A 16006-nucleotide genomic window follows, 5' to 3' on the forward strand; every position below is an offset into this window, starting at 1 on the left:
TATAGAACCTATAATTTTATTAAAAATTATAATAAACCTTTAAATTTACTAAGTTGTTAAGATTTTTTATTTAAATTTTATGATATTTATATTAAAATAGTAATATCTTGTTCTAATTACTATAGAATCTATTCTAATTAAAATTTTTCGATTATAATATTTATATAGAATTGAAATACAATAATTTAAAAACAGGATAAAAATAAAAACTAGAAATCTAGAAAGGAGCTAAAAAAATGACAAAAAAAGTTACACTAATTGTATTGGATAGTGTAGGAGTAGGAGAACTTCCAGATGCTAAAGAATATGGAGATGTTGGAACTAATACACTAGGAAATATATCAAAAGTAGTAGAAGGATTTTCATTACCTAATCTTCAAAAATTAGGAATAGGTAATATAATAGAAATTAAAAATGTTGATTCATTAGAAAACCCTATGGCAAACTATGGAAAAGCTATGGAGCTTTCAAAAGGAAAAGATACTGTAACAGGTCATTGGGAACTTAGTGGTTTGGTATTAACTCAACCATTAAAAACTTATCCACAAGGATTTCCAAAAGAAATTATAGATGAATTTGAGAGCAAAATCGGAAGGAAAATATTAGGAAATACAGTAGCTTCAGGTACAGTTATCATAGATGAATTAGGTGAGGAACATATGAGAACTGGCTACCCAATAGTTTATACTTCAGCAGATAGTGTTTTCCAAATTGCTGCACATGAAGAAATAATACCACTAGAAGAACTTTATAAAATGTGTGAAATAGCAAGAGAAATGCTAGTTGGTGACAAGATGGTAGGTAGAGTTATAGCAAGACCATTTTTAGGAAGTAAAAAAGGTGACTTTAAAAGAACTTCAAATAGACATGACTATGCAGTTGATCCATTTGGAAAAACTATGTTAGATTATATTAAAGAAAACAATAAATCTGTAATGGCTGTTGGAAAAATAGAAGATATATTTAATAAAAAAGGTATTACAGATGCTATTCATACAAAAGATAATATGGATGGAGTAGATAAAACTTTAGAATACTTAAAAACTGATAAAGAAGGATTAATTTTTACAAATCTAGTTGATTTTGATATGAAATATGGTCATAGAAGTGATCCAAAAGGATATGCAGATGCTTTAATGGAATTTGATAAAAGACTACCAGAAATAATGGAAGCTTTAGGAGAAGATGATGTGCTTATATTAACGGCAGATCATGGATGTGATCCAACAGATGAAAGTACAGATCACTCTAGAGAATACACTCCATTATTAGTTTATGGAAAAAATCTAAAAAATAATATTAATTTACAAATAAGAAATAGTTTTTGTGATATAGGAAAGACAATATTAGATTTATTAGATATAGAAAACTCTTTAAATGGAGAAAGTTTCAAAAATCAAATAATAAAATAAATTCAAGTGTAAATTAAAAATAGAGTTAGTAAAAAAGAAGAAGTAATAACTAGATATTAAAATAGAAAATTTTTTAAGATAAATACGTCATTTAGGAGGAACCTGCTATGAATATGAAAATAGTTACAGAAAGTGTTAAATACATAGAAAGTAAACTAAACTTTAAACCAGAAATAGGTGTAATATTAGGATCTGGTTTAGGGGATATGGCTGATAATATAGAAGAAAAAGTAGTAATAAAATATAATGAAATACCAAACTTTCCAGTATCAACTGTTCAAGGTCATAAGGGTCAATTTGTAGTTGGAAAGCTTAATGGAAAAAATGTAATAATGATGCAAGGAAGATTCCATTTTTACGAAGGGTATGATATACAATTATTATCATTACCAATATATGTTATGAAAAGTTTAGGTGTAAAGACTCTTATGGTTACAAATGCAGCTGGTGGAGTAAATACTGAGTTTATACCAGGAGACTTAATGATAATAAAAGATCATATAAACTTCTGTGGTAATAACCCACTAATAGGAGAAAATGATGAAGAAATAGGTGTAAGATTCCCAGATATGTCTGAAGCTTATTCAAAAGAATATGTAGCAATAGCTAAAAAAGTTGGAAATGATTTAGGATTAAAACTTAAAGAAGGCGTTTATATGATGTTCTCAGGTCCAACATATGAAACACCATCAGAAGTTAGAATGGCTAGAATATTAGGAGCTGACGCTGTAGGTATGTCTACAGTTCCAGAAGTTATAGCAGCTAGACATTGTGGAATAAAGGTTTTAGGAATTTCTTGTATAACAAATATGGCAGCAGGAATACTTGATCAACCATTAAATCATGAAGAAGTAATGGAAACTTCTGCAAAAGTAAAAAAAGATTTTACTGCATTAGTTAAAACAATAATAGAAAAATTATAATATAAATAAAATAAATTATAGATGTATCATTATTTGTGATACATCTATAATATTTTATACAGTAAATATGTAATTTGTACAGTATATATGTACATTTAATTAATACAATATGTACTTTTTGTTAATGTAATATACAATTAATATTGATTTAATGTAGAATTTATATTAAAATATACCTTTAAAATTAAATTTTTAATTTTAAACAATAAGTTAAAATAATAAGTTAAAATAATTCTGCACAACTATGCAGAATAGGAGGTAACAAAATATGAGAATGTACGATTTAATATTAAAGAAGAAAAATGGGGAAGAACTTTCAACGGAAGAAATAAATTTTATAATAGAAAACTATACTAATGGAACAATTCCAGATTATCAAATGTCTGCATTATTAATGGCTATATACTTTCAAAAAATGAATGATAGAGAAACTGCAGATTTAACTATGGCAATGGTGAATTCTGGAGATGTTATAGATTTAAGAAAAATAGAAGGAATAAAGGTAGATAAGCATAGTACAGGTGGGGTTGGAGATACTACAACATTAATATTAACTCCAATGGTAGCAGCTTTAGGAGTACCTGTTGCTAAAATGTCAGGTAGAGGTCTTGGCCACACTGGTGGAACTGTTGATAAATTAGAAACTTTTGAGAATTTTTCAGTTGCAATGAGCGAAGAAAAATTCATAGATAATGTAAATAGATTAAAAATAGCTGTATCAGGACAAACAGCTCAATTAGTTCCAGCTGATAAAAAGATATATGCATTAAGAGATGTTACAGCAACTGTAGATAATGTTTCTTTAATAGCATCAAGTATCATGAGTAAGAAAATAGCTTCTGGTGCTGATGCAATAGTTTTAGATGTTAAAGTTGGAGATGGAGCATTCATGAAAACCGTAGATGATGCTCGTATATTAGGAAGAGAAATGGTTAGCATCGGTAAAAATGTTAATAGAAATACAATAGCTGTTTTATCAGATATGGATCAACCTTTAGGATTAGCTATAGGTAATGCATTAGAAGTTGAAGAAGCTATAGAAACATTAAAAGGAAATGGACCAAAAGATTTAGAAGAATTATGCTTAACATTAGGAAGTGAAATGATTATATTAGCTGAAAAAGCTAAAGATAGAGATGAAGCTAGAAAAATGTTAAAAGAAGTAATAGAAAATGGAAAAGCATTAGAAAAACTTAAAGAATTTGTTGCTTCTCAAGGTGGAGACACTTCAGTTATTGATGATACATCAAAACTTCCAAAGGCAAAATATGTTGTAGAAGTTTTAAGTGAAGAAGATGGAGTAGTTGAAAAAATACATTCAGATAAAATGGGAATAGTTGCAATGGAACTTGGAGCAGGTAGAGCAACTAAAGAATCTGAAATAGATTTAGCAGTAGGAATAGTGTTAAATAAGAAAAGAGGAGAAAAAGTTTCTAAAGGAGATGTTTTAGCATATATCCATTCAAATGATGAAAATAACATAGAAAAGGCTAAAAAAGGTATACTAGATAACTATGTAATATCTGAAAATTATACAGATAACATACCACTAGTACACGACATAATAAGATAAAAATTAAACTGGCTTATTTAGCCAGTTTTTTTTTGTTCGAAAAAAATAATATTATTTATCATTATATTAATAAATTTTTCTTTTTAGGTAAAAATAAGCTTAAATAGTTTAATTTCATAAGGAGGATAAAAATGAAAAAGAAAAGTATTATAAGTGTTATTTTAAGCTTATTATTATTATTTCAAATAACGGTTCCAGCAATGGCAGTTGAAGATGGAAAAGAAATCAATAAAAAAGAGGAAACAAAATCATCAGCACCATTAGATGTTGATGCAAAATCAGCATTACTTATAGAACCTACTACTGGAAAGGTTATATATGAAAAAAATCTAGATGAAAAATTTGCTCCAGCATCTGTAACCAAAGTAATGACAATGCTTCTTGCTATGGAAGCAATAGATAATGGAGATTTAAAACTAGATGATAAAATAGTATGTAGTGCTAAAGTTAAGAGCATGGGTGGAAGTAGTATGATTCTTGATGAAGGTGAAGTAAGAACTGTTGAGGAAATACTAAAAGGGATAGCTATAGCATCAGGTAATGATGCAGCTGTAGCTATGGCAGAACATTTAGGTGGAAGTGAAGAATCTTTTGTTGATATGATGAATAAAAGAGCTCAAGAACTTGGTATGACTAATACAACTTTTAAAAACTGTACTGGGCTTCCAATAGAAGGACATTTAAGTACAGCTAGAGATATAGCTACAATGTCTATAGAACTTTTAAAACACCCTACAATATTAAAATATTCATCAATTTATATGGAGACAATATCAGAAGGACGTAAAACACCTATAGAACTTGTTAATCATAATAAACTTGTAAGATTTTACGAAGGCTGTGATGGATTAAAAACTGGATATACTGAAGAAGCAAAATATTGTATATCAGCAACTGCAGTAAGAAATAATGTAAGAATGTTAGCTGTTGTTATGGGTTCACCTACATATAAAATAAGAAACGCAGAAGCAAGCAAATTGATGAATTATGGATTTGCAAAATTTGAAAGTAAAAAAGTAGTAGCTAAAGATGAGGAAATAGAAACTATTCCATTAAACAAAAAAGGAGATAAGTTCTTTATTGCAAAAGCAAATGAAGGCTTAAATATAACTTTAGAAAAAGGTAAAGATGCAGAAATAACTAAAAAAATCAATATTGATATGGAGAAAAAACATTATAAAGAAGGGGACATAATAGGAACTTGTGAATACTACATGGGTGATGAATTAATAGGAACTGTTCAAATGTATACTGATAGAGAAGTAAAACAATCTCAATTTTTAAGAAATTTAAAAGATAATATAAGTAATATATTTGGAGTTGTAAACTTAGTTGAATTTTAAAGCATAAGTTTATAATATTAAATTAGGGATACTTTTGGTATCCCTTTTTATAATGAGAGATTTTAAAAATAAATATTCTAAACAAAATGTTAATATTTGGATTTAAAATTAGTTAGTTAGCTTATATATGATACTATAAAATTATTGTAGTAAAGAGTTATATAGGGAAATAAGCTCCAATTCAAATTTATTTAATAACTTTAAAATATAAAAACTATATAAGTATGAGGGGGAACTATGAGAAAAAGTTTTATTATATTATTGATATCTACAATTATATTTACTGGTGGATGTAATAGAGATTTGAATAGTGTTCAGACTTTTTTAAATAAAAATGAAACTAGTTACACAAATTCTATACCCAAATTAACAGAGTTACCACAATATGATCCTAATAATTATGGATCATTTCAGGTTGATGTAAGGGGAAAGGATTTATCACAGTTAGATTTAAGTGATGAAACTAATAATTTAGTTCATGCATCATTTGATACTATTACAAAGTGGCCTAAAAAACTTCCTAAAGAATGTAAACCTAAGAAAATAATTAAATATGGAAAGAATCCCGGCTTAGGAGTAAAAACCATTCACAAAAGTGGAATTAAAGGAGAGAATGTTGGAATTGCAATAATTGATGGGATGTTATTAAAGGATCATGTGGAATATAAGGATAATCTTAAGTACTATGAAGAATTTCATAGTTTTGAAAATTCACCTACTATGCATGGAGCGGGAGTGGCATCTATTGCTGTAGGAGAAACTGTAGGAGTAGCACCAAATTCAGATTTATACTATATTTCAACAAGTTGGGAAGATAGAGATAGTAGGTCTGGAAGTGTTGAGATGAATTTCGTATGGTTAGTAAAGGCTATTGATAAAATTTTAAAGGTAAATGAAACTTTAGAAGAAAATAAAAAAATTAGAGTTATTTCTCTTTCTATAGGAGTTAATCCTAAAGAAAAAGGATACGAAGAATTTATGGATGCTGTAAAAAGAGCAAAAGATAAAAATATATTTGTGGTTTCATCATCTTTAAAAAACACCTATGGATTTGCTTATGATGGACTTGGAAGAGATATATTGAGTAATCCAGATGAAATTTCATCTTATAAACCTAATTGTTATAGCGAAAAGCTTTTTTTTGATGATAATGATAAATTTTATAATATTAGAATTAAAGGTTTAAAAGATAGTGAAGTATTATTTATTCCAATGGATTCAAGAACACTTGCAAGTGAAACAGGAAAAGAAGAGTATGCTTTTTATTCTCAAGGTGGTTGGAGTTGGTGTTCACCATATATTGCAGGGCTATATGCATTGGCTTGTCAGGTTAAACCCGATATTACACCAGAGGTATTTTGGAATACTGCGTTGGAAACTGGCGATGTTTTAAAAATTAAAAAGAATGATAAAGAATATGAGATTAAAAAAATTGTAAATCCTAAAAAATTGATTGATAAATTAAAAAAAGAAAGTTAAATTATATATAAGGTTATGGATATTATAAAAAGTTAATATCTATAACTTTTTTAACTACATAAAGACACAATAAAGTCTATTCTTTTACTAAATAATTTCATGTGGTATAATTAGAAAATATGAAAAAAGAAATTTATAAAGTCATAATATTTAATATAAGATTAAAATTGATGTTTTAATTTTATTTAATAATTTGGTTTTATACTCTTATAAAGGATGAGTTTTATATGTCGTTAAGTATAAAAATAACAAATTTTGAAGGCCCCTTTGATTTATTACTCCATTTAATTAAAAAAAATGAAATGAGTATATATGATATAAAAATATTAGAAATAACTAATCAGTACTTAGGTTATTTAAAAACTATGCAAGAAATGGACTTAGAAATAACTTCTGAGTTTATTGTTATTGCAGCAACTTTAATAGAAATAAAGTCCAAGCTGTTGTTGCCTAAACCTAAAGTGGAAGAGTATGAAAATGAAGAAGATGCAGCAAAGGAGCTTGTGGAAAAACTAATTCAATACAAAAAATACAAAATGGTAGCTGAGTTTTTAGGTGAAAGACAGTTAGAAACTGGAGCTGTATTTAGTAAAAAACCAGAAATAATAGAAGAGAAAAATCCTAAAAAAGAAACTATTGCAGATTTATTAAAAAATAGAACAATGCTTGATTTATATAATTTATATAATGAGTTGATGAATAATTACCTTAATAAAATGAATGAAAAGGGAGATTTTTTTGAAGACAAAATAAAAATTGAAACCTTTAAAATAGAGGATAAGATGACAGAAATTACAACTCTTATGAAAACTTATCCTAAGATACATTTTTCAAGGCTTATAGAAGGATATAAAAGTAAAAGTGAAGCAATAGTAACTTTTTTAGCACTGTTAGAACTTATTAAAATAAAAACGGTAAATGTTATACAGGAAAAAAGTTTCTCAGATATATATGTAGAAAGAGTAGATGATATAGAAAGGACAGATGAAGATGAATAATTTGCATAAAGAGCAATTAGAAATCGAAGAAGTTTCACATAAGAAGGTATATTTTTCAATAATAGAGTCACTGCTTTATGCTAGTGGAGACCCTATAAGTTTATCATCTATAGCTTCAATAATAGAATGTTCTGTAGAATATACAGAGAAACTTATGAAAGATATTATGAAGATATATAAGGAAGACGAAAGTAGAGGCATTAAAATAATAAAAAATCACAAAGAATATCAATTTGTAACAAAACCCAAAAACTCTAGTTACATACAAAAGTTATTAAAAACTAATGTAAGACAATCTTTGTCACAAGCAGCCTTAGAGACTTTATCTATAATAGCATATAGACAACCTATAACGAGAGTAGAAATTGAAGAAATAAGAGGGGTTAAAAGTGATAGAGCTATATATACCCTTATAGATAAAAATCTTATAAAGGAAAGTGGAAAAAAAGATGTTGTTGGACGACCTAATTTATATGGTACAACAGATGAATTCCTAAAATATTTTGATTTTGGAAATATAGATGAACTTCCTTCTTTAGAAACTTTTAATGTAGAAGAAATTGAAAGCAAAGAAGAAATTGAAACAGTTTAATATAATTAATGATTAAAATAAAGCAGTAATTAATTTACTGCTTTATTTTACGAAAGGAGATATATTTATATATCTAAGTCATCTATAGTACCAAACTCATCGTTGTCACAACAACATTTTTTATTATTCTTAGTATCTTCTTTATAATCATCATCTTTTTTGAAAAGGTCTTTTACCATATCAAAAACTTGAGGTATACTATCTATTAATTTATCATAACTATTATTGTGATCTACTGAAAGCAATCTTACAGAATCACCTTTAACTACTAAAAAACCTACTGGCTTGATGCTTATTCCTGCACCAGAACCACCACCAAAAGGATTATTTATAGAATTTTTATTTTTGTCACTTTCGAATTCTGATCCACCAGATCCAAATCCAAAGGAAACTTTAGATATAGGTATTATAACTGTACCATCATAAGCGGTAACGGGTTTACCAACAATTGTGTCAACATCGATCATATCTTTTATATTTTCCATGGTTGCTTTCATAAGATTTTCTATTGGATGATTATCCATTTTATAAACTCCTCCTTAACAGCAATTTAAGTAATACATAAATTTATTACTTAACAGCTTATACTGGCTGTGAAATTTTAACTTTATCTTTTCTTTTTATGTTTTTAAAGACTAAAAAGCATACATATATAATTTTTGCTAAACTTATAAAAAATATACACTCTGTTTCCACATTAATGTAACTTTTATTAAACTCAAAATTTAAATCATATTTAAAATCATTAACTTTAAAAAAAAGTTTTAAAATTAATTGCAAAAGTACAAAACCTTGATGAGCATATCCATAGACAATAGCAGTATGTGCTGCATCTGAAAGCGAATAATCAACTTTCGATTTAATTTTCATCTTTACTTTGAATTTATTATAAATTAAATCATTTAATAAACTTTTTATATCTATTGAAGAAAGTTTATCTTTTGAAAATTTTCTTTTAATACCACCTTCTTTAGAAGGTTCTTCTTTTTTTTCTATATTTATCTTATTAGATTTAGTTTTTTTATCTAAATTTAAATTTTTTTTATAAATAAAAATTTCTAGTTTTTTATTTATATATTTCAGTTTTAATTTTAGAGGAATAGGACAAAATAATATTGCTAATATTATTGTTAAAATAAATAAAAAATAATTCATAGTTATCCTCCAATAAATAAAATAGGATTTTAAATTTATAATTAAATAGCTATAAGTTATCCTAACCATATTGGGAAATAATATTCACATTTAGCATAATTTTCAAAGTAATATATAGAGGTGAGAAAAATGAAAAAAACACATATAAAATCTCTTTCAGTAATACTTGTAGCAATTCTTATTATTAAAATATTTAGTACTGTATGTTATGCAAGTCCTAAAAAATTAAGAGTAAATGCAGGAAGTGCAATTGCAGTAGATAGTTTAAGTGGAAGGGTATTATTTGAACAAAATTCTCGTTCTTTAGTACCAGTAGCGAGCACTACTAAAATAGTAACTGCTTTAGTAGCATTAAGTTATGGCGATTTAGAAGAGGAATTTACTATTTCAAAAAATTCAGCAGCAATAAGAGGGTCTACAGTTGGATATAAAGCTGGGGAAAAGATTACATTATATGAATTGTTATATGGACTTATGTTTAAATCAGGAAATGATGCAGCAATAGCAATAGCAGAAGGTATTGGAGGATCTGTAGAAGGTTTCTGTAGTATTATGAATGAATATTGTATTCAAATAGGAATGTTAGATTCTCATTTTGAGTCGCCACATGGTCTTGATAGTCAAAATCATTATTCAACAGCATATGATTTAGCTATAGCAACTAAAAAAGCTAAAGAAAATCCCATTTTTCATGAAATTGTATCTTCAAAATCAATAGATAAATCAAAACATGGATTTACAAGAGATTATCAAAATATAAATAAACTTTTATATCAAATGCCTAACGCTAATGGTGTAAAAACAGGATATACTGGAGGCGCTGGAAAATGTCTTGTTTCATCAGTAAACATGGGAGAGGGAGATATAATAATGGTAACTTTAAATTGTACTCCTAGATGGGAAGAAACAAAAAAAATCTTTAATTATGTAGATGAAGTTTATGATTATAAAAAAGTAATTTCAAAGGGCGAAGTGCTAAAGAACATAGAAATAGAAAATGGTGATGGAAAGCTAAACTTGATAAGTAGAAAAGACGTAATTCTTCCAGTTAAAGAAGATGAAAAATTAAATATAGAAGTAGATGTACCAGAAAATTTAAAAGCACCAATAAGCGAAGAAGAAAAAATAGGAACTGTTAGAGTAAGTGATGAAAATGGAAAAATAGTTTATGAATACATGCTATCTCAAAATGAAATAGAGAAAAAACCTATATATAAAATAATAAAAGAAAAATTATTAAACTAAAATTATTAAATTGCCTTATATTTAAGGCAATTTTTTGTTTTGTAGTTTTAGTTATAAAATGTAACAAAATGCTTATGATGTAAATATTCTAATAGTAGAGTATTATAGGAGGTTTTGAAATGAGTTATGAACCTTATACTTGCATAGACTGCGGAAGTGAATTTTGTCCCTGTCATTTGGCGGAGTCTGGTAATTGTATACTATGTTCACATTTAGATGGTAAAGATTTTTGTGACTGTTGCAATTGGAATGGGGTTTGCATCTACCAAGAATTTGTTACAAATAATTTTAAAAGCAAACCGGGAAGAAAACATCAAAGATGCAAAGTTTTATATAAAGAAATATTAGAAGATAAAATATTAATATTAAAAATATCTGCTAGTGATAAACTTGTTAGTGAACTTGCTAGTCCAGGAAGTTTTGTATTTTTACGAAGAGAAGATACAGAAAGCAATTACGACACCCCTATTTCTATCATGGAAAATGATGGGGAAAATAGTACTTTAACTTTTGCAGTTGAATTAAAGGGATTAAAGACAAAAGAACTAGCAAAAGCTAATAAAGATGATTATTTATTGGTTAAAGGACCATTTTGGAATGGTATTTTAGGTGTAAAATCAATTTTAGAAACTAAGAAAAAGCAATGTTTACTTATTGCAAGAGGCATAGGACAGGCGCCTATGATTCCAGTTATAGAGTGGTTGCATCATAATGAAAACAAAATTATAACTATAATAGATAAAAGTCCATTTGAAAATATATTTATAAAAGATAAACTTATAAAGTATTCAGATAAAGTTATAGAATGTACCAGTATAATACCTGGTGGATTATTAAGTGGGAAATTTAAAAGAGTTTTAGAAGATATACTAAATGAAAATGATATTTCAATAGTACATTGCGATGCAGCAGATATTTTAAATTACCAGATTATGAGAATTGTAGAGGCCCATGACAAGGATATTAAGTTTTCTTGCAGTAATAATGAAAAAATGTGTTGTGGTGAAGGAGTTTGTGGTTGTTGCACAAGAATAAATAATGATGACAAACTAAGAAGATTGTGCAAAATACAAACTGAACCTAAATACATTTTAGAGGGGAGGAGAACACTGTGAAAGTCGTTGTAATTGGTGGTGGATGGTCTGGAGTAGCTGCTGCAATAACAGCAAAAAAAGCAGGTGCAGATGTTACATTAATTGAAAAAACAGACTTATTACTAGGACTAGGAAACGTAGGAGGAATAATGAGAAACAACGGAAGATATACAGCAGCAGAAGAATTATTAGCGTTAGGTGCTGGGGATTTAATAAATATAACAGATAGAAATACAAGGCATAAAGATATAGATTTTCCAGGGCATAAGCATGCTTGGCTTTATGATGTAAATAAAATTGAGCCAGATGTAAGAAGATATGTTGAAGGGCTTGATATAGAGATTAAAGTTGTAACTAGAGTAGTAGATGTAGAAAAAGATGGAGATAAATTAAAAGGTGTTTATATTAATGATGGCTCCTTTATAGAAGGCGATGTTTTTATTGAAACCACAGGTTCTACAGGTCCAATGGGTAATTGTTTAAGATATGGAAATGGATGTTCTATGTGTGTTTTAAGGTGTCCATCTTTTGGACCAAGAATAAGTATAAGTTATAGAGCAGGTATTGAAGATATAAAAGGTGAAAGAGATGAAGATGTTTATGGAGCATTTAGTGGTTCTTGCAAATTAGCTAAAGAAACTCTTTCAGATGAAATAGTAAAACAATTAGATGAAACTGGTGTTGTAGTATTAACAGTACCGAAAGAAGATATAAATTTAGACAAATTAAAACAAAAGGTATGCCAACAATATGCACTAAAAGAGTTTGCGGAAAATATAGTACTACTAGATACAGGACATGCAAAACTTATGACTTCTTATTATCCATTAGAAAAATTAAGAAAAATACATGGATTAGAAAATGCCAAATTTGTAGATCCATATGCAGGAGGAAAAGGAAATTCTATAAGATATCTATCAGTAGCACCTAGAAGTGATGATATGAAAGTTGATGGACTTTCAAATTTATTCTGTGGCGGAGAAAAAAGTGGGTTATTTGTAGGTCACACAGAAGCCATATGTACAGGAAGTCTCGCAGGACACAATGCAGTAAGAAATTACCTAGGAATGCCACTGTTAATACTTCCAAGAGCATTAGCAATAGGAGACTTAATAGCCTATGCTAATGAAAAAGTGAAAACAAAAGAAGGACGAAGAAATAGATATACCTTTGCAGGTGCAGAGTACTTTAATAGAATGAAAGAGCTAGGGTTATATACTATAGATAAAGATGAAATATATAATAGAGTAAATAAACTTAATTTAGATGGAATATTTAATGAAAAGTTGATATAAATTTTAAATAAAAAGTAATAATGAGCTATTGCATAATTAACTAAAATTAGTTGTGTGATAGCTTATTTTTATGAAAATAATTTTTGTTTTTAAAATTATATATTATAGTTTAACAATAATATACATGACATTATAAAGGAATTTTAAAATTTTTATGGAAATAAGTATTATCATAAGGAGATTATAATATGGGTGTTGTATTTTTAATAGCTAAAATTTTTGAATTTATTCATAGAATACTTTTAGGTAGTGAAATACCAGTAGTTATTATAACAAAGGATTTAATAAATTTCAGTTTATGGTCTTTAGGAATATTAATTATTAGTTGTTTATATGTAAGAATAGCTTTAAAGAAAAATAAAAAAATCAATTGGAGTATTGATTACATAGGTGGAACTTCAGTAGTATTTTTTATAATTTGGTCATTCGATTTTTTTAATGCGTTAAGGTATTTTAGAGATAATATAAATGTTATTTTAGTTAGCTTTGTTGCCTGGATATGTACTACCATTAATTTGTTACAATATATATTTTATAAATATAAAATAAAGTATAAAAAGTAAATTTAATATATTATTTGTAAATATTATATAGAGTTCCAAGTATAGACATAAAGCTAAGTCTAAAAATTTCAAATTTATAGTATTAAAAAGTAATAATGAAGAAACTTAAAATGCTAATCTGTGAAATCTTTAAAGAAACTCTAAATATATTTTCATCTGATTCTTATGCCTACCCGGAGAAGCGACGTCCTTGGATTAGGTCAAAAGAATCAAACAAAAATTTAAAAAGTGTAAATGTGGTGAGAGTTATGTATTTTGAAACTAAAAGATTGGCTTTAAGAAATTTTGAAATTAGGGATTTAGAAGAATTAGTAGACTATAGAAGTAACGATTTATGCTCAAAATTTCAACGAGGTCAATTTAAAGATAATAAAAATTTAACAAAGCTTATTGAAAAGAGTAAAAATGAAGATTTGTTTTCTATAGGCAAAAAACGTTTGGCTATTATTTTCAAAAAAACAAATGAAATTGTTGGAGATATTTTTATTTCTATAGAAAACCAAACTATTTCACTAGGCTATACAATTTCATATAAATACCATAGGCAAGGTTTTGCTTATGAATTACTTTCAGCGTTAATTAAAGAATTATATAAGCATTATGATAAATATGAATTTGTGGCTTGTGTTGAAAAAGAAAATATTGCAAGTAAAAATCTCATGTTAAAGTTGGGATTTATAAATGAAGGTTATGAAGAAAAAATTAGTTCATTAGTTTTTAGTAAATATGGTCTAAAATAAATAGGTTTGTTATGAAATTTTAAATGTTAAGGAGAAATAAAATGGAAAAATTTGGTATAAAGTTTAGAGAATTAAGTGATGATGAATTTGATAAATTCGCTGAATGGGACATTTTAGATTATTCAAAAGATCTGATAAAATCAGGTCTATGCAGTAAGGAAGATGCACTTGAAAGTGCTAAAAAAAGTTTCCATGGATTTTTACCAGAAGGAAAATATACAAAAGATAATTTTATTTATATGGTTGTGAATAGTAATAATGAAGATGTGGGAATTATCTGGTACCAAAAGTATCAGGAAGATATAGCATTTATATGTGATTTTTTAATATATGAAAGTTTTCGTAGACAAGGATATGGAAAGCAGACTTTACTTTTAGTTGAAGAAGAAGCAAAAGAAAAGGGACTTAAAAAAGTATTATTTAACGTTTTTAAATATAATAAACCTGCTTTTTCATTATATAAAAGCTTAGAATACAAAATAATAGATGAAGTAGGAGAGAATATATCTATGTTAAAAAATATTTAAAATTAAATGACATACAGGAAAACTTAATATGATAAAAATATTAGTATAATTAAATAAGGAGGTTATAATAATGAAAATAACAAGTTCTGTAATTAATAGTGAAGCTATTTTTTCAGATGATAAAAAATATAGATATAAATTAACTAGAACTTGGGAAAAGGATAAAAAGAAAGCTACAATTATAATGCTAAACCCAAGCAAAGCAAGTGAATTAAAAAGTGATAGGACTGTTATAAATGTAACTAATTTTTTGATAGATAATAACTATGGAAGTATAAATATAGTAAATTTATTTGCGTATATGTCTACAGAACCTAAAGAACTTTCACAAAGAAGTAATGAATTTGAGAAGTATAATGATAAGTATATAATAGAATCCTTAGAAAAATCAGATATAGTAATAGTTGGATGGGGATCTGATAATAAAAAATATATTAGTAGAAAGAGGCAAGTTGAAGAATTATTAAAACCACATATAAATAAAATAAAATGTTTTAAGGATGATAAAGGCAAAAAATCTAGACATCCTAGAGATTTAACAGAAAAATGGACATTAGAAAATTATGAATTTACTTTTAGTAGCTAATATAAAGAATTGTTTAATACAGATTTTTTTGAGTGAAAATTTGAAAACATTACTTAATATATAATATGGTAGAGTAAAAAGTATAAAGTGAGCAATGATATATCAGCAGGAATTGATGTTTCCAATTTATAAAGAATATAATTAATAAGGATGTGCTTATAAATTGAAAAATGAGTTTAAAGACTATAACGATATGGACTATAAAAAGTTAATTGATAAATTTTTTTGCTATGGTGTTTGTCTTATAATAACGTATGCATTAAATATTTTATATATTAGAGATATCAATTTAATATTTGGAAAATCTTTGATGGATAGTATTCCTATAATAGAAAATATATTAGGAATAGTCTATAATTTAACAAATTTACTAATACCAATATTACTTATTATAAATTTTAAATATATTTGCAATATAATATATATCTTTATATTAATATTAAGTAATAAAGATATTAAAAAATAGTATATAAGACAATTT

Annotated in this window: 17 protein-coding genes; 15 read left to right on the forward strand and 2 right to left on the reverse strand. The window is 26.8% G+C overall.

The features are described from left to right. Positions 1–236 precede the first annotated feature (236 nt). The 7 genes from ACYUE0_RS03320 (at position 237) to scpB (ending at position 8320) form a co-directional block, all read left to right on the forward strand. On the forward strand, positions 237–1412 hold the full coding sequence (locus tag ACYUE0_RS03320; protein ID WP_460269480.1) for a phosphopentomutase: 1176 nt from the start codon (positions 237–239) through the stop codon (positions 1410–1412). 107 nt (positions 1413–1519) lie between these two features. Further along, positions 1520–2335: a purine-nucleoside phosphorylase gene (locus ACYUE0_RS03325; protein WP_460269481.1), complete on the forward strand. Its 816-nt coding sequence runs from the start codon at positions 1520–1522 to the stop codon at positions 2333–2335. Between the two features lie 268 nt (positions 2336–2603). Further along, complete coding sequence (locus ACYUE0_RS03330; protein WP_061994812.1) at positions 2604–3908, forward strand: pyrimidine-nucleoside phosphorylase; 1305 nt, start codon at positions 2604–2606, stop codon at positions 3906–3908. A gap of 131 nt (positions 3909–4039) precedes the next feature. Continuing rightward, entirely contained in the window at positions 4040–5251 is a 1212-nt protein-coding gene (locus tag ACYUE0_RS03335; RefSeq protein ID WP_460269482.1) for a D-alanyl-D-alanine carboxypeptidase family protein, read from the forward strand. 237 nt (positions 5252–5488) lie between these two features. Further along, the gene (locus tag ACYUE0_RS03340; protein WP_460269483.1) at positions 5489–6730 is read left to right on the forward strand and encodes a S8 family serine peptidase; all 1242 of its coding nucleotides are present in this window, start codon (positions 5489–5491) and stop codon (positions 6728–6730) included. A 227-nt stretch (positions 6731–6957) separates the two neighbouring features. Next, positions 6958–7728, forward strand: coding sequence for a segregation/condensation protein A (locus tag ACYUE0_RS03345; protein WP_061994809.1), 771 nt, complete (start codon positions 6958–6960; stop codon positions 7726–7728). After that, the gene (gene scpB / locus ACYUE0_RS03350) at positions 7721–8320 is read left to right on the forward strand and encodes an SMC-Scp complex subunit ScpB (RefSeq protein ID WP_199868909.1); all 600 of its coding nucleotides are present in this window, start codon (positions 7721–7723) and stop codon (positions 8318–8320) included. The genes ACYUE0_RS03345 and scpB overlap by 8 nt, the downstream gene beginning before the upstream one ends. Positions 8321–8385: 65 nt before the next feature. Here the strand turns inward: scpB and ytfJ are convergent, their stop codons facing one another. Together ytfJ and ACYUE0_RS03360 are read right to left on the reverse strand one after the other, a co-directional pair. After that, complete coding sequence (gene ytfJ / locus ACYUE0_RS03355; RefSeq protein WP_061994807.1) at positions 8386–8844, reverse strand: GerW family sporulation protein; 459 nt, start codon at positions 8842–8844, stop codon at positions 8386–8388. A 58-nt stretch (positions 8845–8902) separates the two neighbouring features. Next, positions 8903–9475: a DUF2953 domain-containing protein gene (locus ACYUE0_RS03360; protein ID WP_199868910.1), complete on the reverse strand. Its 573-nt coding sequence runs from the start codon at positions 9473–9475 to the stop codon at positions 8903–8905. 129 nt (positions 9476–9604) lie between these two features. Between ACYUE0_RS03360 and ACYUE0_RS03365 the strand changes: the two genes are divergently transcribed. From ACYUE0_RS03365 to ACYUE0_RS03400, 8 genes are all read left to right on the forward strand, one after another. Then, entirely contained in the window at positions 9605–10720 is a 1116-nt protein-coding gene (locus tag ACYUE0_RS03365) for a D-alanyl-D-alanine carboxypeptidase family protein (RefSeq protein WP_061994805.1), read from the forward strand. A gap of 119 nt (positions 10721–10839) precedes the next feature. After that, the gene (locus ACYUE0_RS03370) at positions 10840–11835 is read left to right on the forward strand and encodes a sulfide/dihydroorotate dehydrogenase-like FAD/NAD-binding protein (protein WP_061994804.1); all 996 of its coding nucleotides are present in this window, start codon (positions 10840–10842) and stop codon (positions 11833–11835) included. Then, entirely contained in the window at positions 11832–13109 is a 1278-nt protein-coding gene (locus ACYUE0_RS03375; protein WP_061994803.1) for an FAD-dependent oxidoreductase, read from the forward strand. The genes ACYUE0_RS03370 and ACYUE0_RS03375 overlap by 4 nt, the downstream gene beginning before the upstream one ends. 188 nt (positions 13110–13297) lie before the next feature. After that, positions 13298–13672 (forward strand): hypothetical protein, encoded by a 375-nt coding sequence (locus tag ACYUE0_RS03380; RefSeq protein ID WP_460269484.1) that lies wholly within the window; start codon positions 13298–13300, stop codon positions 13670–13672. Positions 13673–13782: 110 nt separating this feature from the next. After that, positions 13783–14412 (forward strand): GNAT family N-acetyltransferase, encoded by a 630-nt coding sequence (locus ACYUE0_RS03385; protein WP_460269485.1) that lies wholly within the window; start codon positions 13783–13785, stop codon positions 14410–14412. Between the two features lie 41 nt (positions 14413–14453). After that, entirely contained in the window at positions 14454–14939 is a 486-nt protein-coding gene (locus tag ACYUE0_RS03390) for a GNAT family N-acetyltransferase (protein WP_460269486.1), read from the forward strand. 70 nt (positions 14940–15009) lie between these two features. Next, positions 15010–15525 (forward strand): DUF1643 domain-containing protein, encoded by a 516-nt coding sequence (locus tag ACYUE0_RS03395; RefSeq protein ID WP_460269487.1) that lies wholly within the window; start codon positions 15010–15012, stop codon positions 15523–15525. Positions 15526–15688: 163 nt separating this feature from the next. Continuing rightward, positions 15689–15991, forward strand: coding sequence for a hypothetical protein (locus tag ACYUE0_RS03400; protein WP_460269488.1), 303 nt, complete (start codon positions 15689–15691; stop codon positions 15989–15991). The last annotated feature ends 15 nt before the right edge of the window (positions 15992–16006 follow it).

The sequence above is a fragment of the Clostridium sp. CTA-19 genome, from assembly GCF_054767855.1.